Annotated in this window: 14 protein-coding genes and 1 riboswitch; of the genes, 3 read left to right on the top strand and 11 right to left on the bottom strand. The window is 46.9% G+C overall.

All coding sequences use genetic code 11. The features are described from left to right. Window positions 1-91 precede the first annotated feature (91 nt). The 9 genes from B4E62_RS21300 to B4E62_RS21260 all read right to left on the bottom strand — a co-directional run bounded on the left by B4E62_RS21300 (window position 92) and on the right by B4E62_RS21260 (window position 15,744). A complete protein-coding gene (locus tag B4E62_RS21300; RefSeq protein WP_331353469.1) occupies window positions 92-2,065 on the bottom strand; it encodes a non-reducing end alpha-L-arabinofuranosidase family hydrolase in 1,974 nt (657 codons plus the stop codon). A gap of 161 nt (window positions 2,066-2,226) precedes the next feature. Continuing rightward, a complete protein-coding gene (locus B4E62_RS21295; protein ID WP_331353468.1) occupies window positions 2,227-4,299 on the bottom strand; it encodes a family 43 glycosylhydrolase in 2,073 nt (690 codons plus the stop codon). 99 nt (window positions 4,300-4,398) lie between these two features. Beyond that, window positions 4,399-6,294 (bottom strand): endo-1,4-beta-xylanase, encoded by a 1,896-nt coding sequence (locus tag B4E62_RS21290; protein WP_331353467.1) that lies wholly within the window; start codon window positions 6,292-6,294, stop codon window positions 4,399-4,401. 113 nt (window positions 6,295-6,407) lie between these two features. Further along, window positions 6,408-8,135, bottom strand: a complete 1,728-nt coding sequence (locus B4E62_RS21285) for a cellulose binding domain-containing protein (protein WP_310073557.1) — start codon at window positions 8,133-8,135, stop codon at window positions 6,408-6,410. A gap of 381 nt (window positions 8,136-8,516) precedes the next feature. Then, window positions 8,517-9,677 (bottom strand): AraC family transcriptional regulator, encoded by a 1,161-nt coding sequence (locus B4E62_RS21280; protein ID WP_310073555.1) that lies wholly within the window; start codon window positions 9,675-9,677, stop codon window positions 8,517-8,519. 542 nt (window positions 9,678-10,219) lie between these two features. After that, window positions 10,220-11,473 carry a hypothetical protein gene (locus B4E62_RS21275; RefSeq protein ID WP_331353466.1) on the bottom strand — a complete coding sequence of 418 codons (1,254 nt, stop codon included), beginning with the start codon at window positions 11,471-11,473 and terminating at the stop codon, window positions 10,220-10,222. Window positions 11,474-11,584: 111 nt separating this feature from the next. Continuing rightward, window positions 11,585-13,030 carry a cobyric acid synthase gene (locus tag B4E62_RS21270; protein ID WP_331353485.1) on the bottom strand — a complete coding sequence of 482 codons (1,446 nt, stop codon included), beginning with the start codon at window positions 13,028-13,030 and terminating at the stop codon, window positions 11,585-11,587. 29 nt (window positions 13,031-13,059) lie between these two features. Continuing rightward, window positions 13,060-13,698 carry a cob(I)yrinic acid a,c-diamide adenosyltransferase gene (gene cobO, locus B4E62_RS21265; RefSeq protein WP_310073548.1) on the bottom strand — a complete coding sequence of 213 codons (639 nt, stop codon included), beginning with the start codon at window positions 13,696-13,698 and terminating at the stop codon, window positions 13,060-13,062. Window positions 13,699-13,782: 84 nt separating this feature from the next. Further along, entirely contained in the window at window positions 13,783-15,744 is a 1,962-nt protein-coding gene (locus tag B4E62_RS21260; RefSeq protein ID WP_310073546.1) for a TonB-dependent receptor, read from the bottom strand. Between the two features lie 124 nt (window positions 15,745-15,868). After that, window positions 15,869-16,060, bottom strand: a riboswitch (cobalamin riboswitch). A 363-nt stretch (window positions 16,061-16,423) separates the two neighbouring features. Between B4E62_RS21260 and B4E62_RS21255 the strand changes: the two genes are divergently transcribed. The 3 genes from B4E62_RS21255 to B4E62_RS21245 all read left to right on the top strand — a co-directional run bounded on the left by B4E62_RS21255 (window position 16,424) and on the right by B4E62_RS21245 (window position 21,091). Next, entirely contained in the window at window positions 16,424-17,065 is a 642-nt protein-coding gene (locus B4E62_RS21255; protein WP_310073544.1) for a PEP-CTERM sorting domain-containing protein, read from the top strand. 247 nt (window positions 17,066-17,312) lie between these two features. Beyond that, entirely contained in the window at window positions 17,313-19,670 is a 2,358-nt protein-coding gene (locus B4E62_RS21250) for a TonB-dependent receptor (protein WP_331353465.1), read from the top strand. Window positions 19,671-19,771: 101 nt separating this feature from the next. Beyond that, window positions 19,772-21,091, top strand: a complete 1,320-nt coding sequence (locus tag B4E62_RS21245; protein WP_331353464.1) for a hypothetical protein — start codon at window positions 19,772-19,774, stop codon at window positions 21,089-21,091. An 11-nt stretch (window positions 21,092-21,102) separates the two neighbouring features. Here B4E62_RS21245 and B4E62_RS21240 read toward each other — a convergent pair whose 3' ends face one another. After that, window positions 21,103-21,972 (bottom strand): hypothetical protein, encoded by an 870-nt coding sequence (locus B4E62_RS21240; RefSeq protein WP_331353463.1) that lies wholly within the window; start codon window positions 21,970-21,972, stop codon window positions 21,103-21,105. Between the two features lie 74 nt (window positions 21,973-22,046). Further along, the gene (locus tag B4E62_RS21235; protein WP_331353462.1) at window positions 22,047-22,658 is read right to left on the bottom strand and encodes a M15 family metallopeptidase; all 612 of its coding nucleotides are present in this window, start codon (window positions 22,656-22,658) and stop codon (window positions 22,047-22,049) included. Between the last annotated feature and the right edge of the window lie 208 nt (window positions 22,659-22,866).

Here is a 22,866-nt window from a genome sequence, read left to right as displayed (position 1 = left end):
AAAAAAAAGTCATTGTCGGTATTTGTGGGAACCGAACCCCCGCTTTGGGGTTTACCAAAGCGGGGAAAAACTTACCGGGTAGCCGCAAACATTATTTCTTTAAACGCAACAAACCCAGTTTGTATGGAATGGTGTTGTAATTACCGTCTGGGCTAGGACCTGCTTCGCCTTGATAAAGGAATTCCAAATTACAAGGATCAACAGTCAGACGCTCGTCGTAACCTGAACGAATCAACTCACCATGGCTGATGCCGTTAGCCCATTTTCCACCGGGCCATTCCACGTTGCGATTACCTGCAAATGGATTCGCATCGGTATCAGCAAGTGCTGTCCATGGGCCATCCAAACTGGATGATGTCCATGAGCGGAACATGCGTGGACCACTTGGCCATGCTTCAACCATCAACAAATATTTATTTTGACCATCGAGTTTGTACACATTCGGTGCTTCAAATAAATACTGATTGCCATTGCCGCGATGATCTTCCATCACGATGGTATAACCCGAGAAATTGGGGAAATTGCCGATGGTGGTTTTAGACATGTAGAGCACGCCGTCATCACGCGAGAAATACAAGTAGCAGTGAGTAGCGTTACAAATCACCCAGAAATCCAACGAGTTTGCAGGTTCGCCTTGCAGCAATTTCTTTTTAGCAGACCAGTTAGGTCTACTAATATCATCAGTCGTTGAGTAAGCACCGCCCCACTGGGTAATCAAATACCACTTGTTATGCGGACGGAAGAAAAACACTTGTGGTGCAACAGTATTACCGACGGTGGTACCGTTCATGGAAATATGTGGCGCAGCCTGAGCGTTATTCCAATCGGTGAAGCTGGTGTACATCGATTTGTAGGCTGTGTCGTAGTAGGTCGCGTACACATGGTAAGTGCCGTTATATTTCACCACCGAAGGATCTTTAATGGATTTCCAGTTTGCATTTTTCGGGCTAATCAATGGCCCGGTAGAAGTCCATTGCAGTGGTGCTTTTAATTCACAGGTTTGCGACGGTGTGCTTGACGAAGAACTGCTCGAAGAACTGGAAGCAGGCGCTTGACCACCAATAGAAAAATCATCGGCGTAGTAGCTGATGCTTGCATCAGTTGCTTCGATAATGAAATGTTGGAATGCAGTCGAACCTGATTGGGTGTAATAACCTTGCAGCAAACGCCACTCGGTAGACGATGCCGTTGCAGTCGCTACTTGGGTGTATTCGTTGTAGGTAGAAGTATCGCTATCTTCCTGACGTTTAGCGGTGAGTTGCACAACACTGTCCGGTGTACCCGGTGCGAGTTTTACCCACACGGCAACATCGTATTGGCTACCGTTAACCAGTGAACCTGTAGCGAACGTTAAACCGTTCCAACTACCTGTGCGACCAGTAATTAATGCGCTGGCAGAACCGCTGCGTTTATCGGCAGTTGAGCGAGCAATAGTGGCAGCGGTCGTTGACCAATTAGTTAAACCATTTTCGACTCCACCATTTTGCGCAAAATTATTTGCGGGAACAGTGTAGCCTGCAGACGAGGATGAACGACTGCTCGCAATAATGGGTTGTGAACTGGGCGCGACGCTTGAGCGCGGCACAGAACTGGGGGCAACACTGGAACGGGCAACTGAACTAGGCGCAACGCTGGAGCGAGGCACAGAGGACGCAGCCGCGCCACACGCAGTTCCATTTACGGTTGGGCGCTCAGCCGCACCGCCATTCTTTTCACCCTGAAAACCAAAGGACACTGACTGGCCTACGGCAATATTGCCATTCCAGGAAACGTTGGATGCGGTGTAGGGATTTGATCCGGAAACGGTTGCATTCCAGGTACCGCTGATACGGTTAGCAGAGTAACCCCAATTCACACTCCAATTACTAATGGGTGCAGCGGTATCATTTTTGATGGTGATATTGGCAACAAAACCGTTGCTCCACTCACTTTCAATTGTATAAGTACAGGCTGCTGAAGCCAGGTTGGTCATCGCCAACAGGCTTGCACCCAAGCCAATTACCGCGCAACGGTTTTTAACCAGTTGCGCTAATAATCTGGCGGAGTTTTTTTGCTTATTCATCATTAGTCTCCGTTAATTGCGAAAGTTCTTTATAAAAAAGTTCTTTGTAAAAAGTTCTCTAGTGAAAGCACTGCATAAACACTTTCTGTTAGACCGCATTTCTGATTGTGATCAGATATTGTTATTGACCGAACCGATATTTTTATGGACTGACTCGACGCGTTTTATGGGCTAATGCGATAGTAGTCAAAATCCACATAACCGCCCGTAGACTGGGTAGCGTAATTAAACAGCGCAAATCTATACCCCATAAAATGCTTGAGGTCGTAAGTCATGCGCAGGGTGTTGCCGATTGCAACCCAATTATTGCCATCCAGACTGTAATAAAATTTCGCTTGATCCGTTTGGTTGACAAAATTCATATCGATGCGGAAATACACGCGATCCTGAAACAAACCTATGCGTGTAATTTCTTGCGGTGTACCCGATGTGGTATCCACCATCACAATCGATTTGGTACCGTTGGATTTATTAACGCCTACAAACCCGTAACGTGTTTGCAATGCGCCTAAACCGGCGTAATCACCGTCTTTCATCGCCGCAGTTTCCAGTGCAATACGCGCTGAACTTTGCGGACCAAAGGTGCGTTGGGTAAGCGAGTTGCGCGCGGCTTCAAAATTGCCCGCCGTGCGTTTCGTTGTCAGGCGCAAATAACCGGGGCGAGCAAGCAGCGACCAGGCAGAATTATCGGGGTTGTGATTCCATTGCCATTGCAACGGCAACACAGAAGAACTCTGCACACCCTGATTAAATTCATCGCTCGTCACAATTCCTGCCAGACCTTTATTTTCTACAGTGAAGCCCAGTTTTTGTGGGACCTTGCCACCGACGCCCATCACCGGCCAACCGTCTTGCCAGCTCACAGGAACCAAATAAGGAATGCGCCCTACTGCACCGGAATCGCGGAATAAATAGGCGTACCAATTACCGGTAGGCGTATCAATTAATCCACCCTGGGCTACACCTTGGTCTTGCAAGGCAACACGCCCTTCATAAGGCCCGGTCAAATTGTTTGCGCGGAAAATTAGTTGCGTGCGCGATTTTCCGGACGGCCAGGTGATCAAGGATACGTAATAGCGGCCATTGATTTTTTGCAGGTGCGTGCCCTCGGGGCGCACAATAAAATTGGTGCCCGCTACCGCCGAGGATTTGGAAATAATCGTTTGATTTAAACCACCGGATTTAATCGCAGAAGCATCCGCTGTAAGTTCGATAATTTTTATGTCATCGATACCGTACGCGAGAAATGCGCGACCGTTTTCAAAAAATAATGAACAGTCGTGATACAACCCATTTAACACAGACGTTGTCCAGGGACCCCGCTCAATATTGGTGGTTTTGTAGATATAAGTTTTGTTGGTAGTGTAGGAAAAGGTGCTGACATAATAGATTCCATCCACATGGCGAATACTGCTCGCCCAGGAACCTTTGCCATAGGCATTTTGACCATTTTCCAAATTGAGTGCGTTGGTATTATCCAAGGTGTTGTAGGCGTAATTCACCAGCGACCAATTCACCAAATCGGTGGACTTCATGATCGGTACACCAGGGCTCATGTGCATAGTGGTGCTGCTCATGTAATAGGTATTGCCGACGCGAATCACCGATGGGTCAGGTACATCCGCCCAAATATTTGGATTACTTGCTTCAATCAAACCTGCCGCAGACGATGAGCTGACACTTTTTGATGAGGCCGCCAAACTGCTGGCCGGTTTTGAACTTGCTATTACAACGGAGGATGCAAGCGAAGACACTGCAACCGATGTTGTTGATGAGCGCAGGGAAGACACAGCCGCAGAAGATGGGCGTACCGATGAGCGCGCGGAAGATACCGGCGTTACGCCACCACAGGGAGCACCATTAACGGTGGGGATTTCTGCATTCGCTGCTCCTTTGGTGCCCTGAAAACCAAACTCCACTGTTTGGTTTGGAGAAATGCTGCCATTCCAACTCAATTGAGTTGCAGAATAAGGATTACTACCCGAGACGTTGGCATTCCAACTATTGCTAATTCGGTTATCACTGGAGTACTGCCAATTGACCGACCAGCCATTGATTGCTGTTGTCGTGTTATTGGTTATTTTGATCGCCGCCGTAAAACCATTATTCCATTGGTTGGTGACTTGGTATTGGCAACTGGCATTGGCGTTCCACGCCAACAGCAAGGCCAGACAGCTGCCGGATATTTTGGCAAATTGCGCGGCATAGCGAACGCTTGCGTTAGTATTTTCACGCATGGGAATTCTCCCTAATTATTTTTTAAAGGTGGGGTGTGTTTGAACTTTATTGCGATTCATAAAAATCCCTTTTTATGAATCGCAAGTTAAACGGACTGATTACTGCTTATTGATATAGTTGTTTAATAACCAGGTCATTGCAGGGCGTGGAGTGCCGTTATCCTGAATCAAGCCGGAGCCTTCAATCCAGGTTCTGCCATTCACATAACCCCAAATGGTGATGCCTTTAACGTGCGGGTGATCCCAGAACACAGGGAAATGCGCCTGGAAGTTTTGCAGTTGCACTTGGTCATTGGTATCGCCGATATCGTATTCAGAAATATAAATAGGCTTGCCTACTTGATTCCAAATATTATCGATTGCGGTTTTCACTTGCGCTGCGGTCATACCCTTCAATTCATGCGCTTGCAGACCAACTGCATCGATGTAGTTTCCTTGTGCTTTTGCGAGCGTAATAAACTGCTCGTGCTGCCAACGAATGTTGTTATAGTCGTTCAGAATCAAGATTGAGTTAGGGCAATATTGGCGAGCCAATTGGAATACACGTTGAATCCAGTTATTACCAAATGCTTTTTGTGCATAGCCAGCTGGCTGGTGACCGGGAACGGCTTCGTTCACTACGTCGATCATTGCAGTGTCCGGGTAACGGGTGCAGTAATCGCGAATCCACTCTTCAATTTCAGCGGCAGTATCGGCAGCGCTCAAATTATTAATCCATGAAGGTGATTGCGCACCCCACACAAAGGTATGTGCTTTTACTGGGATATTATTTGCACGCGCGTAGGCATAAATGCGGTCAACCGGTGCCCAGTTATAAACGTCGCGGGTACCTTCAACTGAACCCCATTTACCTTCATTTTCACCGGTAATTTGATTCCAGTAACGATTGAAATCCGATCTCACTGCACCGGAAGTTGTAATGTTACCAATGAATTTTTTAGCGGCTGGAGCACTGCTTGACGCACGTGATGAGCTGCTTGAAGAACTGGAAGCAGGCGCTTGACCACCAATAGAAAAATCATCGGCGTAGTAGCTGATGGTTGCATCAGTTGCTTCGATGATGAAATGTTGGAATGCAGTCGAACCTGATTGTGTGTAATAACCTTGCAGCAAACGCCACTCGGTAGACGATGCCGTTGCAGTCGCTACTTGGGTGTATTCGTTGTAGGTAGAAGTGTCGCTATCTTCCTGACGTTTTGCGGTGAGTTGCACAACGCTATCCGGAGTACCCGGTGCAAGTTTTACCCACACAGCAACATCATATTGGCTACCGCTAACCAGTGAACCTGTAGCGAAAGTCAAACCGTTCCAGCTGCCAGTGCGACCAGTAATTAATGCGCTGGCAGAACCACTGCGTTTATCCGCAGTTGAGCGAGCAACAGTACCGGCTGTTGTTGACCAGTTAGTCAAACCATTTTCAACACCGCCATTTTGCGCAAAGTTATTGGCGGGCACGGTATAACCGCTGGATGAAGAAGAGCGGCTTGAAACAACAGGTTGCGAACTTGGTGCTACGCTTGAGCGCGGTACTGAACTGGGAGCGACACTGGAGCGCGGAGCAGAACTCGCAGCAACACTGCTTGCAACGCCACCACCACAGGCAGCCCCACTTACAGTAGGACGCTCAGCAGTTGCACCGTTTTTGTTGCCTTGGAAACCAAAGGTGACCGATTGCCCAACGGGAATATTGCCGTTCCAGGAAACGTTAGATGCGGTGTAAGGATTTGATCCAGAAAAATTCGCATTCCAGGTTCCACTGATGCGGTTATTGGAGTAACCCCAATTTACGCTCCAGTTATTGATTGGCGCACCTGTATCATTTTTGATGGTGATATTGGCAACAAAACCGTTGCTCCATTCACTTTCAACGTTATAAGTACAGGCTGCGAGCGCAGACTGAGACGAGACCGCGAGGGCGGCACTGACACCAACCAAGCCACAGGTGCGTTTCAGCACCTGCGCAAGAATAGTGTGAGAGGATTTTGGTTTAAGCATGGTGTAAATCTCCGTTTATGGTTATTGGAAAAGTCGTAGTGGTACTGCAAGTTTAAAAACACCCGATCCGAAGATCGGGTAAAGCAGGGGTGGTTAAACGAAATCAACTGTTGTTATTTGCAAACACTGCCCGTCACAGCCGGGACTTGTGCTGCACCATTATTTTTTATTCCCTGAAAACCAAATTCAGCCGTTTGGCCAGGTTGGATACTGGAATTCCAACTCAAGCCGGTTGCAGAATAAGGATTTGTGCCGGAGAGAGTGGCGTTCCAACTGTTACTAATGCGCGTTCCGTCGCTATAACTCCAATTCACATTCCAATTATTAATTGCACTGGTGCCGTTATTTTTTATGCGAATAGCAGCGGTATAACCACTACCCCAATCATTGGTCACCACATAACTACAACTGGCATTTGCATTACCATTTGCAACAGATGAACTGCTACTAGAGCGAATGAAACTTGATGCAACTGAACTGCGAGGTGTAGAACTTGGGGCCACTGAGCTGCGCGGCACAGAACTCGGGGCAACGGAACTTCTTGATATAGAACTCGGCGCGACAGAACTTCTGGAGGATGAACTGGAGGAAGTGGCAGCGGTGCCCTCGCTTACAAACGTAGCGATACTTTTTGGTTCCACATAAAAACTGGTGGCACCGTTGGTGACTTGATAAGTTCCACCGTAGGCAACATTTAAACTGTCAGAGGTGCTGTATTTAACAAAGTTGCCGACGCTGCCATTTTGTAAATTGACATTCAAATTGCGCGAGCCGGTGCCGTTATTAACAACCACCATTACAATTTTATTGTCCGGGCCTTTGTAAGCCGTTACCAATACATCGGAATAGGGTTTTTCGGTCGCGCCTATACGTTTGTAGCCGGGGCGAACAAAACGCGCGTATTGCGACATGATGTAGCCGCGCTTACTCACTTGACCATTTTCGCTCAACAAGCCATAAGAGCGACGGATGTACCACCAGATATACGCGTTAAAATTAGCCGCCATCGATTGATGTAACTCAGTCCCCACATCCAATGCTAAAGGCCACACATTCGCATCACTTTTACTGTCGGTGTAATGCTCCGTCATCCACACTTCCTTGCCCTTGCTACGCGCCAAAGGATAATCCTGGGGCACAGCGCCGTAGAGGTGCCCGGCAATAATGTCGGCATGTTGCACAGCAGTCGGGCTATTTAAAACAGGATCGGTAAAGCGTTTTGCAAAGCCCACAGCTTCACCGACCGTAACTTTCAAGTTGGAACCAAAGCGCGAGCCCTGCGAATTCAAAAAGCTTACAAAATCATCGCCACTCCAATCACAAGACTCATAATCCGGATGCCAGTCGGGCTCGTTTTGCACCGACACTGTATAAAGCGGTGCGCCGTTGGTAGACATGAAATTGGCGAAATCCAATAAGTGCGTGGCGTACTCATCGTAATATTCCGGTTTTAATTTACCGCCATTAATCAAACTGTTATTGGTCTTCATGAAAGCCGGAGGAGACCAGGGAGTTGCGAGTAGAATTGCACCGAGCTGCCGTGCGCGAACTGCCGCCGAAACCTGTTGGCGCCAATTGGCTGAATTGGGATCAATACGCATACGCATGATTGACAAACCCAACTGCCCTTGTTCACTGCCATATGCGGTATCAATTTGTGCGGGTGTTAAATCGGCAATCCAACCGGGAGCATTCATTCCACCAAAACCGCGAATAGTTTGGTATTCCGTCGCCGGATTGAGCGTAACGGATTGTGCCAATACGTGTGAGCATGCAAAGCAGACACCGGCAATCGACAGGAGCAAAGCGCTATAGCAGCTTTTTTTATCATTTTTGTTCATGGGGTTAGACCTTGGTTTAATCGGTATTATTCGAATAGGTCACGAGGCATGTTGCTGGCAATCCAAGCTTCGCTGGGTGCGAGATTAAGGAAACCCATGGATTAAAAATTGCAGTTTTGAAAGGTTTTTTATAAAACTGTAGAAAGTTGAAGAGTTGCTGTGATTATTTTAATGCAGTTTTAAGCGATAACTTGCAAAATGAGAACTGATTCGCTACCACCAAAATACAAAAATGACAGAGGCGTTGACCTCGGGCACTGAAGGTTTACACGGATAAATTGCTTAAAATATTTATTATGCGGAAAATTAACTGTTATGAATCCAGCAAAAAATAACCGTTAAACTCACTGGAAACCAATAGATTTTTTACTATTAAAAATTTCAGGTGGGATCTTTAAGCGGATATAAAACTTTGAAGGTTTTGGGAACACATCCGTATTCGGTTTTAAATAATTTATTGAAGTAAGACACATTGTTGTAGCCAACTGAATAGGCAATTTCAGATACGTTTGCCTCTTCATTTTCTGAAAGCAGCCGCGCCGCTTCCGTTAAGCGCAATTTATTTAAATAGGTACTAAAAGTGAGACCCAATTCCTCTTTTAGTATGTCATTAATTTTTGTCCGATTGACCCCTAACTCCGCTGCCGCCATTTCCAGACTCAATTCCGGATTAGCGTATTCAGTTGCCATAAAGCGCAACACCGCACTTTTTTCTTTATCTTTTTGCGGCTCAATCGATAATTTTTTATAGGCCATTAACGGCTGATCCTGCTTCACCTTTTCCCTGATATCGACCGTCAAAACGGTCACATAACGGCGGAACAACCACACAAAAAATACAACCCATAACATCAGGCTTAACGCCGCTGCCGAATATAAATATCGATGATCCGTACCCAGTAATTTCACATCGGTTAATTTCACATGGGACGGTGTATTGAGTGGACTTTGTAAAGAATTGACCCAGGCAAACCCCATGGTTTTATTCAGTTGGTACCCGGTATCGCTAAATTCATATCCGTAACGGCCTAACCACCAGTGGGGCGTATCCAGATCAGCCAGATTAATGGTGATCTCCGACCAATTTTTATCACAAGAAAACGCTGTGGAAGAGACACGACGAGTCGCCATATTATTCAAATTAGTCACTTTGTCGTCAAAACTGAATAGCACTAACATGAGTACATTTTTGGGGTCACACTGGATTTTGAAAGAGATTTCCGAAAAGCGACGCAGATCCGCTTGCACAAACGATTGGATCGGATCGACGAAATAAATTGAGTAATGGGTATACGGAAAAGGCTTTTCAGGGTCCAGAAAAAAGTCATATTCCACCGTACCTACTTCGTTCTTTAGTGTTAATTGCGTTTTGCCATCAGGCTTTTTAGGCTCTATTGCTGAAGCCCAAAGGAAATCGGCATCACGCCCGGGAAACAGGGACGCATTTACGTTGGATTTCATAATCCCCAGGTAGACCACCAGCGCGGTGAGCACCAGGATCGCAACAAATGCAGCAAGAGCATTCCGGTAAAACGTTAACATTTTTGAAATAACCACTCAGGCTTAGACGAATAACCCATTCAGTTTGAAAGATTTGGATCTATCCAGCAGTGTGCGTCACTACTTTTTGCTATACGCAAACATTTTTCAGCCACAGGATTTATGGCGGGTTCAATAGCACAGGCAACAGAGCTGCCATAAGGAAGTTACACTGCCAACGCCAGACCGATATTTTTGCCGAGCAGATGCCACAAGCCCTGAACGCGAAGGTCCAAACCTACATCTACTACTCAATGGGAAATGCCGAACAAAGCCAACCGATATCGATTAATTATTATGAGCCCTGAATTAGCACAAGAGCTTTATCAATGATTGCGCTGACATAATGTCATACAATCTTATCTAATGGCAATGGAGTAACGCTAACTTGTACCGATTAATATCTAAAATGAGAAGTGAGGCGCCATTAAAAAGTAAAGCATTTCCACTCTTCAACCCCAACACACAGCGCCCTTATTTTCATTGAAGAAATTTTATTCATAAGCAAACAGCATCTTTATCTGGAGCCAGATCCACCAGATTGGTCACTGTGCCTGAGATAAAACCTTTTCTACATCAACCCCAAATACCATTACTCCTAGCGGCTCAAATTTCTCTTCGGTATAAAGAGGGACACTCAAATGTAGCTGGAAACGTTTGGTGGATTCATCGTAATTAATATCGCCAAAATGCATGGTGTTGCCAGGCTGGGAAAATACGGCAGTAAATTTTTCTTCGTCACCTTGCCAGTAATCCGATGTCATATCGCTGATTGCCACATTTAATCCACGTGCGTCGGTGACAATAATTTCAGTGATAACATCTTGCGATTGTTTTTTTATTTCACGCAAATGAGCAGATAATTCCTGATCTACAAGCTCGATTGAATAGGAAAAATCATCCTGCATAAAGGCCTGCGCCCATTTTTTATCGCGCTCAGCGATTTCCTGTTTACTAAAACGACGGGTTTTTAGGTTACGTTCCTTTAGCACCGCTTCCAATTTTGGCAAACGTTTCCAGCGCTCTATTTTGCGCATCAGCAGCTCTTTTATTTGTTGACGCTCGTAATCAGACACCGAAAAACGCGCTGTAGCACAACCGGTAATCAGCTGATTAAAACGGGCTAAAAAATCTGGATTATGATTGAGGAATTGCTCGTTGAAATAAACACCCAATGGAACATAGCGAAAAAAACGGGACTGGAAATTATTGGCGTCAATTTTTAATTCTTTGGCTGCCTGCACAAAGTGTTCGCGGTCAGCCAGAATGACATCAATACGCTTGCTTTGTAACAATTTGATTAATTGCGGTAAATTATTCGCGCTCATATCCACTTTATAACCCGCCTCACCCAACCAGGTTTCCTGTTGGCTACCTAATATTGAGCCCAGTTTATAACCTTCACGCCAGGATTCAGGGGCAATGGTATCGACGCGCCAAAACCAATACCAGCTTTCCAATACAAGTGGCGATGATAAGACGGCATAGGGATCAACCTGACGCATCGGGACTGCAGTGAAGAAACCATCGATACGATTACTTTTTACATCCTGATACGCACGGCGCCAGGGTATTACATGCACGCTGTAGTCCCGCTGCATTTGTTTAAAAATGCATTGCAGATGCGGTAATAAATTTTGTGTGTTGCCTGAAGGTAAATCGGATGTAAACGCAGATGAAATATTGGTTGCCAGATTGACAGCATGATTTTCCATTACGGACTCAGCCTCTGCTGCGCCATCAACTTGCGCCAACCCGTTGCCACTACAGAACATTATTATCAGCAGAATCAACCGCATAAAGGCGCTCCTTAAGTTGCCTTTGCCATATGGGATAATCAGTCTTATGGGGAAAACAGGAAAAGTATAGGCATAAAACGAATTTCTGCCGAATCAGGTCTAGAGTAGATACTAGTTAGCGCAAAACTGCTGGAAGAATTCAGGTATTAAGGCGTTCTCGGTAGCCATAGCCAAACGTTCGATAGATATTTCACGTTGATGGTTGATATCCAGTGCTTGCGCATTCGCTAAACCCACCCAGGCTAATATTTCAGCCAATGCCTCGGGCTCATCAAACAAACCATGAATATAAGTTCCCAGAATAAGCCCATCACTACTCACTGCGCCTTCAGGTTCCAAACCTTGTGCACCCTGCAAATAACACGCGGGTAAATTAAGTGCTGCACCATGGCTAATACCACAATGAATTTCATAGCCATAAACTGCGCTGTTTTTATTCCACAAAAATCCAGTGCGCTGCTGCAATACTTTATGCGGCTCCAGAGTTGTCTGCAGCGCAAACAATCCTAACCCATGCGAACTTCCCGGAGTAGATTCCAATCCGTGTGGATCGTGGATCACCTCACCCAGCATTTGGAAACCACCACAAATGCCGATTAATTTTCCACCGTAGCGCAGGTGCTTTTGGATCTGCACATTCCAACCCTGCTCATACAAAAATTGCAAATCCGCGCGGGTATTCTTACTACCGGGAATAATTAATAAATCACATGGCGGAATAGTTTGATTCGGGCCCACCCATTGGAAATGAATTTGCGGATGCAAGCGCAGCGGATCAAAATCGGTATGATTGGAAATACGCGGTAGCGCCAAAACCGCAACACGACATTTTGCATCTTGCTTTTGCGCATCCTGAGTCAGTGCATCTTCTGCATCCAGATATAAACCCTGAAGATAGGGAATCACACCCAACACTGGCTTACCGGTTTTTTGCTCCAGCCAGTCCAGACCCGACTGCAACAAACCTATATCGCCGCGAAATCGATTGATAACAAATCCAATCACTCGCTTGCGCTCAGACTCGCTCAATAATTCCAGGGTGCCAATCAAATGCGCAAACACACCACCGCGATCAATATCCGCAATTAAAATAACTGGGCAATCCACTGCCTCAGCAAAACCCATATTGGCGATATCGCGGTCGCGCAAATTAATTTCAGCGGGGCTACCCGCCCCCTCAACCAAAATCACATCATACTCGTGTTGCAAACGCGCATAAGAGCCCAACACAAAACCCATCGCCTGGGTTTTGTAATCGTGATACACCGCCGCATCCATATCAGTAATTGCGCGCCCCTGCACAATAATTTGTGCACGTGTATCGCTGGTGGGTTTAATCAGGATGGGATTCATATCCGTATGGGGCTGCAAACCAGCCGCCTGTGCTTGCAGCGCTTGTGCCCGGCCGATCTCGCCGCCATCAACAGTGACAGCAGAATTGAGAGCCATATTTTGCGGCTTGAAAGGCACAACCGAAATGCCGCGATTTTTTAAAATACGGCAGAGGGCAGCGACCAAAGTGGTTTTACCCGCATCAGAGGTGGTGCCTTGTATCATTAAGGTTTTAGCATTTTTTTTAGCGAGACTTACCACTCAATCCCCTTCTGCGCTTTCACACCCGCGTTAAACGCATGCTTGACAGATTTCACTTCGCTAAACGTATCGGCCAAATCTTCCAGATATTTTTTAGCGCCGCGCCCGGTAATAATCACGTTTTGATTGCGTGGACGATTTTGAATTGCTGCGACCACCTTTTCTTTATCGAGATATTTGTAATTGAGCATGTAGGTCAGCTCATCGAGCAGAACTAAATGAATATCGGGATCGCGAAATACATGTTCACATTCAGCCCAGACTTTTTCAGCGGCTTCTTTATCTTGCTCAGCACTTTGGGTTTCCCAGGTAAAGCCGGTGCCCATCACAAAATATTCGAGTTGTGGGCTGGCGCCGCGAAAAATGCTTTCGGTTAAAAAGTTTTTTTCACCGCATTCCCAAGTGCCTTTAATAAATTGCACTATGGCGACTTTGTAGCCGTGGCCAAGGCAGCGCAGAGCAGTACCAAAACCCGATGAGCTTTTCCCTTTGCCATCGCCGGTTAATACAATCACGACACCGCGCTCTTCGTCGGCGCGTGCGATTGCCGCATCGACAATTTCTTTGCGCTGTTGCATGCGCTCCTGGTGGCGCTTGGCTTTTTCATCGCTCTGGCTATGGTCGTCGGTCATGGCAACTCTCTTTGATCTATAGGTTTTTGATTTTTGATGATTGGTGGGTATCGCTTGCGCTCCACCCACCATACTCAGGATTGATTAAAAACGATAGGTGATGCTTGCTTCGTAATTGCGCTCCGGTTGTGGATATTGGTAATAACCTGCCGTTGGCGAAACACCTTGAAGGCCAGCGTAACGTTCGTTAGTCAGGTTTTTAATGCGCCCCGTCACTTCAACGCCTTGGTATTCCCAAGTCACATTCAAATTGAACAATACCAGTGGATCTACTTTAGCCCAAGCATTCGCATCATCACCCGAGCGATAGCGCGCACCTGTGTAACTTGAATCCAAATACACAATTAACTGCTCCACTGGAGTGAAAACAACGGCGATATTTGCGCGGTTTTCGGCTACGTAAGGCACTTTATTACCGGGAAAGCTACCGCTGGTGAGTTCGGCATCGGTATAGGTGTAATTTGCCCGCAGGCTAACCTCATCACTCAAAGTGAGTTGCCCATCAATTGCAACGCCTTGGCGACGCGATGAATCCAAATTCACGTTAGCACCATGTCCATTCCATGAATTGGTATTTGCAATAACAGCATCATAAATGAGCTCGTTATCGAGATCCATGCGATATAGAGACCATTGCACAGCGGCACGCTCACCGCGCCACTCTGTACCCAACTCACCAGAGCGGCTGGTTTGCACCTCCAAAAATTCTACACCCGGTAATACCAATCCATTTTCATCGGCATTGGCAAAACGGAAACCATCAGCATAGCGGCCAAACACTCGCCAACCATTATCCAATTGATAACTTAAACCCAACTCACTCGCGGTGACATCATCGTCGTGGCGAGTTTTGCTTGCATGATTGATATCTTCAACCGAGGAGCTGCGTGCGCCAGCAGTCAGACTTAGTTGCTGCGTCAGCGGGTAAACCACTTGCGCATATAATGCATCAATTGTTTGCTCAATATTCGTGCCCCAATCAGGCACGGTATATTCTGAATCAACCTGATCATAACCAATGGTTACCAAGGTATTTCCGTTGCTGCCCGGCAAGGTTCCCACAACGCGCGGCGTCAAATTTTTTACGCGCATATTGCCCAGCGTTGGTGAACCATATCCGTAATAGGATTCAGTATCTTCATCGCGGTCAGCAAATTCTGCCAATAATTCCCAGTGTTCGCCCAGACCAATACCGCCGCCAACACGGGCGAGATCCGTTTTCTGGTTCGCGTAATCAGTCAGTGTACGCGCTTGGCGCGGATCAACTGCAGCTTGCGAATCCAACAAGTAACCAGCGAGATTTAATTCATCATCAATATTTTGCGCTTCAGCGAACACAAAGCCTTTTGCAAAATCGTAGCGCAAATTACCCAGCACATTTTCATAGGCCGATTGGTTATTATCGCGATAATTATCCGCATTGCGCTTTTGCGCAGATACGCTGTAACTCAAACCATTTTCAAAGCCTTGGCGAACACTGGCGGTGTAATCTTCCAGATTATCAGTGCCGCTAGTTGCACTCGCTGAACCATTGATTTCACCTGCAACAGCGCGACGGGTGATGACATTGATCACGCCGCCAACCGCTTGATCGCCATAGAGCACACCCGCACTGCCCTGCACAATTTCAATGCGCTCTACATCTTTTAATGAGACGGTATTTAACGCAGGTGCGGCCAATGATGGGTTATTTAATTTACGGCCATCAACCAACACCAACACGTTATTAGTGCCCGACAATCCGCGCATGGAAGCAGTCACATTGCGCGCGCCGCTACCGTCGGAATCGGTGAGCTGGATTCCCGCCTGGGTGCGCAACACTTCCGACAATAACTTTGCACCACTTACGCGAATTTCTTCCTCAGTGATAACTTTAATTTGTGTCGCAACCGGCATCTGCGCGGTTTCGCTGCGTGTTGCACTTACATAAACGGTTTCAAGTTTTTTCTCTGCCGCAAACGTCGTTGGAGCGATAATGGAAACAATGGCAGCACTGAGGCCACCGAGTAAAAACGCACGTGACTGGGTAGTGGACTTGCTAAACATGAGATTCCTCAATCCTAAAAGGGATGAGGGAGGGAAAGCGGAAAAAGAGGTATGGGTACAGCCCAAAATACACACAGATTTCCACCGATGTTGCCCTCCGCGACATCGTGAACAAGTAAGGAGCTATTGCTCCGTGTATGAGGCTGGTATCGGACTCATGCTGCGAGCAGCATTTACCGTTGCGGGGGCAGTGTCGGGATTGCATCGCCTTTACTTACTATTGGCGAACACGCACCGACTTCCCATTGACTCTGATCCTGGCGCTCTTGTTATAGAGAATAATTGCCCATCAGACACCTCGGGCGCGCAAGTTACGAGGTTACTTAGGGCGAGTCAAGCGCCAATAACCCAACTCGATTTTATCTACTCTGGCACCTGACTATTAATAATTAAAAAGTCTATTTCGATATAACTGATAGAACCGTCAACGTCGAAATGTTTTACAGTGCACATAATTATTGCTTGATCTTTCACCTCAAAACCCTTGCGCACCAAGCCAAAGCATAAATTGGCCTCTTTTTTGCTCTACCTTTTTCAGCAATCCTTTTTAGAGCACCATAATAAAAAGATTGCTTTTCTGATTCTTCCCTAGTTCATGTTGTTCCCCATATTTTTTAAGGGAATAAACAAAACACACCGGGACGTATATTTAAATTCTAAAGTTTAGGAGAACTTTACTATGTCAAACTTTCTCACCAAATCACTGCTGGCATTAACTGCATGCTCTGCGCTCTTGTCTTCTGTTGCTTTTGCCGTACCAGTTACAGATGTTCAAGAATATGCAAATAACACCGCTACCGAATATTTTGTTGACCAAGACGCTAACAAATACAACTCACCCTATTACAGAGGCGCTCAGGAAGATTGGGGTTGGAACCACGCTGCTATCGCAGGTACCTTCACTTCAATCGTTTTGGATATTTCTGCCTTCGACGTAGATGAATTTGCTCCAGGCTGGCAAGGTGAAATCGACATGATTTATGTGTTCGATGGCAGCAGCTGGTTAGGTATGGGCAATCTGGATGGCGCAAATGATATTTGGGCTTTCACTTCTATCGATTTGACTTCATACAGCTGGGCACAAGCTCAGGTTAATGCTGGCTTGCAAGTCAAAATGGATATCGATTTGAATCAAGAAGGTTGGTACGTCACTTTGGGTAAAGCAACCCTGACTGTTGACGGCGGCAACCAACAATGCGTACCAACTCCAGGTGTTCCTTGTACTCCAGTGTCTGAGCCTACCTCTCTCGGTCTGCTTGGCTTGGCATTGGCTACCCTTGGTCTTGGCTTGAGACGCAGAAAAGCAAAAATCGCTGCTTAATAGCAATAGCGGTTTAGCTTTCCCCCCACAAAGCCCCATCCACAAGATGGGGCTTTGCTGTTTTTATAGCTTACATTTTCCTCAAATTACCCACCGAATAAATACTTAAAAACTCCCCCCGCCACCTTTGTTGCCCTTAAATACGTTATAGTATAACATCACCAAAAATTCAAACGCTGGTCGGCCTGACCGGTAAATCTGTTTGCTGTTGGATGTGGAGAGAAAGATGTTGGTTACTAAGAAAAACATGACGAGGTCCTTGCTATGTCTAGCGATAGTCGCCGCCAGCCATTCGGCACTGGCGCAAGTACAAGGCGTGGTGCGCGATGAACAGGGGCAACCAATTGCCAACGCCAGTCTGGATGTGGTGGGCTCCAACCTGCAGATACGCACCAACGCACGCGGCGAATTCAGCCTTCCTGTCCAAACCGGTAAAGATGTCGAGCTACATGTAAAAGCCCCGGCATTTATGCACAAAACCTTTCATCTTGCGCAGGGCGATCAACCAGCCGAGCTGGTACTGAGCAGCACCGCAATGGAAGTGGTGAATGTGGTTGGCCTGCCTTGGCACGCATCCAATATGGAATCGGCACAACCAGTGACTGTGCTGGGTGGCGAGCAATTGCGCGACCGCCAGGCAGCTACGTTAGGTGAGACGTTAAAAAATGAAGTCGGCGTGCACTCCAATTATTACGGCCCAGTGGCGAGCAGCCCGATTATCCGCGGCCTTGAAGGTCCGCGCGTCTTGATAACCCAGAATGGATTGGACGCTGGCGATGCCTCACGCGTTGGCCCCGACCACGCCGTGGCGACAGAAGCCTCAACCGCGCGCCAGATAGAAATCCTGCGCGGCCCTGCCACTTTGTTTTATGGCAGCGGTGCGATTGGCGGTGTGGTGAATATTGTCGATGATCGCATTCCGCAAGGCACCGATACCTACGGCGAGTGGCGCTTGGAGCGCGATTCCGTTGCCAATGACAAACTTGTCGCCGCCAGTGGCAATACCGGTGTGGCCAATGTGGGTTTACATCTGGATGGATTCTGGCGTGAAGCAGACGATTACAAAATCCCCGGCGCTGCAGAAATCGAAACCCATGAAGAGCACGAAGAAGAAAATCACGCAGAGCACAACGAAGATCGTTTAGCCAACTCATCCACTAAAGCAAAAGGGTTTAACCTGGGCACCAGTTACATTTTGGATGAAGGTTTTGTCGGTCTCTCCTACGGCCATCTTGAACGCCAATACGGCATTCCCGGTCACGGCCACGAAGGCGAAGCGGTCGATGTGTACGCCGATTTAAAACAGGACCGCGTGCAATTCCTGAGTGAACTCTCGCTTGACGACGACTGGTTCAGCGCAATCAATACCCGTTTTGGTTTTACCGATTACGAACACAGCGAAATTGAAAATGGTGCGATTGGAACGACGTTTAACAACGAGAGCCAGGAAGCGCGTATCGATTTATTCCACCATCCACTCGCGGATTGGCGCGGTGCAGTGAGTGTGCACTACAAACACGCCGATTTTTCGGCGATTGGTGAAGAGGCATTCACACCACCCAGCGATACCAGCAGCGTTGCACTGGCGTTAATGGAAGAGCGTCACTTTGGCGATGTGCTGGTGCAATTAGGAGCGCGCATCGAACAAGTCAAAGTATCTGCAGACAATATGCGTGTCGATTTAAATGAACATCACCATGAAGATGAAGGCGATCACCACGACGAATACTTAAGCGTATTTTCTATCGATACCGAATCAACACCGTTTAGTGCCTCCGCTGGATTGGTGTGGGATTTCACCCCCGGCTACAACCTCGCCTTTTCTTACACCCATGCAGAGCGCTCACCTTCTGCAGCAGAATTATTTTCATTCGGCCCACACATTGGCTCAGGCTTGTATGAAGTGGGCGCACTGCTACAAGTCGTGGAAGATGAAGCGGGTGAATTTCATTTTGATTTGACGCGTGCGGATATTGAGTTGGAAACCTCCAACAATATCGACCTTTCGCTGCGTAAATTTGAAGGCGATTTTGGTTTTATCCTCAACGCGTTTTATAACAGCATCAACAATTATTACTACCTGACTGATACAGGTATGACGCTCGAAGGTGCGCATGACCATGCGAGTGAAAGCGGCGAAGATGAACACGAAGACAGCAGCGAATTACCGGTATTTATTTATCAGGCACACGATGCAAATCTCTATGGTTTTGAAGGCGAAATTATTTGGCAGATGAGCACGCCCTTAAAACTCAGTATCACCAGTGACTATATTCGCGCGCAACTGGATGAAGGGGGCGATTTACCGCGCATACCACCCTTGCGCATAGGCGCGCGTGGCGAATATGAAATTGGCAACTGGCGCGCCGAGTTAAGCGGTCAACATTATTTTGAACAAGACCAAACCGCCGCCTTTGAAACCAACACCGACGGCTACACGCTCATTGATGCTCAGGTGAGTTACTTGCTCAGTGAAGATCTAAAAATTTATCTCAAAGGCCACAACCTCACCGACGAATACGCGCGCGTGCACGCCTCCTTCCTAAAGGATAAAGCTCCCCTGCCCGCACGTTCATTTGCTATAGGTGTTAGCGGCAATTTTTAGCCCTTAATTTATTGTAATCCACTAGGCACTAGTCTTGCCCGCGCATGCGGGTATCCATAACTATTGCCTGAAATAAGCAATACTCAAAAGGTAATCGAGAAATGAAAACAAGTGTGCTACCGAGCCTTACATTATTATTTGTGGCCGCGCTTCTCAGTGGTTGCGGCGGAAGCGATACCAAAATTGTTGAACGCGAACCCGTCCCTATTGAAGACGACCATGATCACGATGATGAAGTGACAACACAGGGACGCTTGTTAATTTCCGCCAAAGACCAGGCTAAAGTCAGTGTGGTTGATATCAATGAAAAAAGCGTGTTACATGAAGTGGCGGTTAGTGAAGCGCCCAACGCACTTTATGCAAGCCCCAATCACCGCTACGGTTTTGTGGTACAGCGCACGGCTGACCGCGTAGACGTCATTGATGGAGGCCTCTGGCAGGAAGACCATGGCGATCATCTAGATGATTACGACCAACCCCCAAAACAAATGTTGTTCAGTATCAATAAAACGCGACCAACACACTTCACCGGCACTGATGAACAATCTGTGATTTTTTTTGATGGCAATGGCGAGACTGCCGCACCCGCAAGTGTGGGGGTATTTACTGAAACAGATATTGCCAACAACACTGCAGGTACAGTGCTGGAGTACTCTACGCATATGCACGGTGCGGCTCAGGGTCGCGGGGATTATTTAATTTCCACGGTACGCGATGCCGCAGCCACTAGCACGTTGCCCGACCGGGTTGCGGTTTATCGCGCGCACAACGGTTACTTCGTGGATGAAACTATTTTCAGTGAAAACTGCCCCGGCCTGCACGGTAGTGCGCAAAATGAAAAACAAATTGCGTTTGGCTGCACGGATGGAGTCTTGGTTATCACCCAAACCGATACGACGTTCACCGCGAAAAAAATTACCAACCCCGCAAGTTTCACTGGCACTACCCGCATAGGTACAGTACTCGGCGATAATGCTGTTGATGAATTTATCGGTATAGCTGCAGGGCAATTTTATGCAATCAATACCAGTACCAATACCATCACACCTGTTAACTGGGTTGACGCCAGTATCTCACCCGCCCCTACAGCTAGCAGTTATGGCTTTGCCGACGATGGAGAATTTTTTGTGATTTTGGATAATCAAGGCAAGCTGACTATTTTACACAGCGACGACTGGAGCCTTAAAGCGCGCGTGCAAGCCATTACCAGCAATATCACAGCACTGCCTACCGGCAGCAAATTTGAACTAGCCTTAACACCGGGCCACTTTGCGTACGTGAGCGATCCGATTACAAACCAGATCAAACAAATACATCTGGATGAAGCAAAAGTGAACACCACAATCCAATTGGATTTTGTACCCAATAAACTGACCTGGTTGGGTATTGCAGAACCGACAGCAGGAGAACACTCGCACTAACCAAGGAAAATTTATTGTTTATTTATGGCAGGCGGCTTAATCGGTAGCGGCTGGAGTGTAATCACCCGCCGCTGGTGTTTTTTCAGTAATTCCATTCCCCATTGGTAGCGTGGAATACTGTTAAACAATTGATCAAAACTACCATCTCTCTGTGCAATTTTTAAACCCGTTTCAAGCCGCTTGGCCAAGTCGATATTATTTTTATTGACAAAAAAATACACTTCATTGGGATAACTCAACATTAATTCCTGCTCAATCTGCAATTCCAACTCGGGATAAAAATTTACTTCGGACTGAATTTGATACACGCCACGGGAAAAATAATCAAACCGTTTTGCAGCCAACATTTTAAATAACTTTCCATAACCGACCGCCTTCACTAACGGCAATCGGTTGTATTCCATAATACTGGCATCTGTCCATTGTGCGCCCATCCCACCTCTGAGTTTACGCAGATCATCAATTGACCGAACTGCAGAGAACGCCGGCTGCTCATTTTTGCGGATTAACAAGAGGCGATAATTATTCAGTTCTTTTAGCAGCGATATGCGCACCGGTAACATCTGCCGCTCAAAGTCGGCACTGGTCGGCGACCAAAGCACATCAACACTTGCCTGCATCAACGCACTACGTAAGCGTTTATCTTCTGGCCGGTAGGGCAATTGTTTTATCTGCACAGCGCCCCATTGTGCATCGGTTTTATTCAGGGCTAATTCCAGGACCCGATAAAAGTAATAATCTTCATTGACGATATCGGTGATATTGGACTGACGAATAACAACGCTACTAGTTGCCGATGCACTAGCCCAAACAACACCCGCACAACAAAGCAATAATACTAATGCTGTCCGCTGCACGCACAGGACAACCAGCCTCGACATAATGAACACCCTGCTTTATGAATTTTATGTCTGGCAGTATAGAAGCTAAATGGATGATTCACCAAAACGGTGAATTAGCTATAAACGCCCTTGCCCGACGCTTTGCGCGCACGCAATTCTGCCAACATATCGCGCTCTGCCATGTTAGCGGCCCACAGTGGCCGCAGTTGATAGTGGGGTTGGTCAACAATGGTTTTCCAATTGCCGCCCCATTCCAGACCTAACTCCATCCCCAATACCCCCACCGCTTTGTATTTGGGAGAATCCCCCAGATATTTGGCCCCCTCAAAAACACCTATATCAAATGCAATACCAAAATTGTGATTGGAAAACCCACCCTTTGCATTAGTAACTTTATTACCCGGCGCGGTTCGGCCCTGCGCATACAACGCATCTTGCTCTTCATAGGTACGCAAACCGCTCAGGATTTTTATCGTCATGCCATTCGCACTGGCCTTCTGCACCAGCGCACGCGCAAAGGGTTGGACCTCTGGCAAGAGGGTTGCGATAGTTTTTTCACTGCGCTCATCCACAGGTTCCAAAGCGCCCACCACTTGCACCATTTCAGCTTGAGTGACCTTACAGATTTTTTTATAAATCGCCCCCCATGTTTCCGGCCCGGCTTTACCATCCACACCTATACCCAACTCTTGTTGTACTGCGGCAATCATTTCATCAATACGCATGCTGCTCTCCTTAAAACTCACGCGGTTAAACATCGGGCTTTTAGCGCACACAAAGAATTAAAAATATTCTGTTACTAGAGCACAGACATACGAATGGGTAAACGCTTTCAATTAGCACAAAAACGAATAATCAAAAAACTGCATAGCATTAGTTGATAATACATGTCTGGCCTACAAAAAAAAGCGAATACAGATTCTGAATATACTG

It is taken from the genome of Cellvibrio sp. UBA7671 (assembly GCA_002483145.1).
Lineage (GTDB): Bacteria > Pseudomonadota > Gammaproteobacteria > Pseudomonadales > Cellvibrionaceae > Cellvibrio > Cellvibrio fibrivorans.
The sequence above is the reverse complement of the archived record's forward strand: the minus strand, read 5'-3'. Positions and strand labels throughout refer to the sequence as shown.

Bases quoted from the DNA above. Each gene is read 5' to 3' on its own strand.
- B4E62_RS21240 (WP_331353463.1), bottom strand. From the start codon at position 21,972: ATGTCGAGGCTGGTTGTCCTGTGCGTGCAGCGGACAGCATTAGTATTA.
- B4E62_RS21260 (WP_310073546.1), bottom strand. From the start codon at position 15,744: ATGTTTAGCAAGTCCACTACCCAGTCACGTGCGTTTTTACTCGGTGGC.
- B4E62_RS21290 (WP_331353467.1), bottom strand. From the start codon at position 6,294: ATGCTTAAACCAAAATCCTCTCACACTATTCTTGCGCAGGTGCTGAAA.
- B4E62_RS21285 (WP_310073557.1), bottom strand. From the start codon at position 8,135: ATGAACAAAAATGATAAAAAAAGCTGCTATAGCGCTTTGCTCCTGTCG.
- B4E62_RS21270 (WP_331353485.1), bottom strand. From the start codon at position 13,030: ATGATACAAGGCACCACCTCTGATGCGGGTAAAACCACTTTGGTCGCT.
- cobO (WP_310073548.1), bottom strand. From the start codon at position 13,698: ATGACCGACGACCATAGCCAGAGCGATGAAAAAGCCAAGCGCCACCAG.
- B4E62_RS21300 (WP_331353469.1), bottom strand. From the start codon at position 2,065: ATGATGAATAAGCAAAAAAACTCCGCCAGATTATTAGCGCAACTGGTT.
- B4E62_RS21295 (WP_331353468.1), bottom strand. From the start codon at position 4,299: ATGCGTGAAAATACTAACGCAAGCGTTCGCTATGCCGCGCAATTTGCC.
- B4E62_RS21250 (WP_331353465.1), top strand. From the start codon at position 17,313: ATGACGAGGTCCTTGCTATGTCTAGCGATAGTCGCCGCCAGCCATTCG.
- B4E62_RS21275 (WP_331353466.1), bottom strand. From the start codon at position 11,473: ATGCGGTTGATTCTGCTGATAATAATGTTCTGTAGTGGCAACGGGTTG.
- B4E62_RS21255 (WP_310073544.1), top strand. From the start codon at position 16,424: ATGTCAAACTTTCTCACCAAATCACTGCTGGCATTAACTGCATGCTCT.
- B4E62_RS21245 (WP_331353464.1), top strand. From the start codon at position 19,772: ATGAAAACAAGTGTGCTACCGAGCCTTACATTATTATTTGTGGCCGCG.
- B4E62_RS21280 (WP_310073555.1), bottom strand. From the start codon at position 9,677: ATGTTAACGTTTTACCGGAATGCTCTTGCTGCATTTGTTGCGATCCTG.
- B4E62_RS21235 (WP_331353462.1), bottom strand. From the start codon at position 22,658: ATGCGTATTGATGAAATGATTGCCGCAGTACAACAAGAGTTGGGTATA.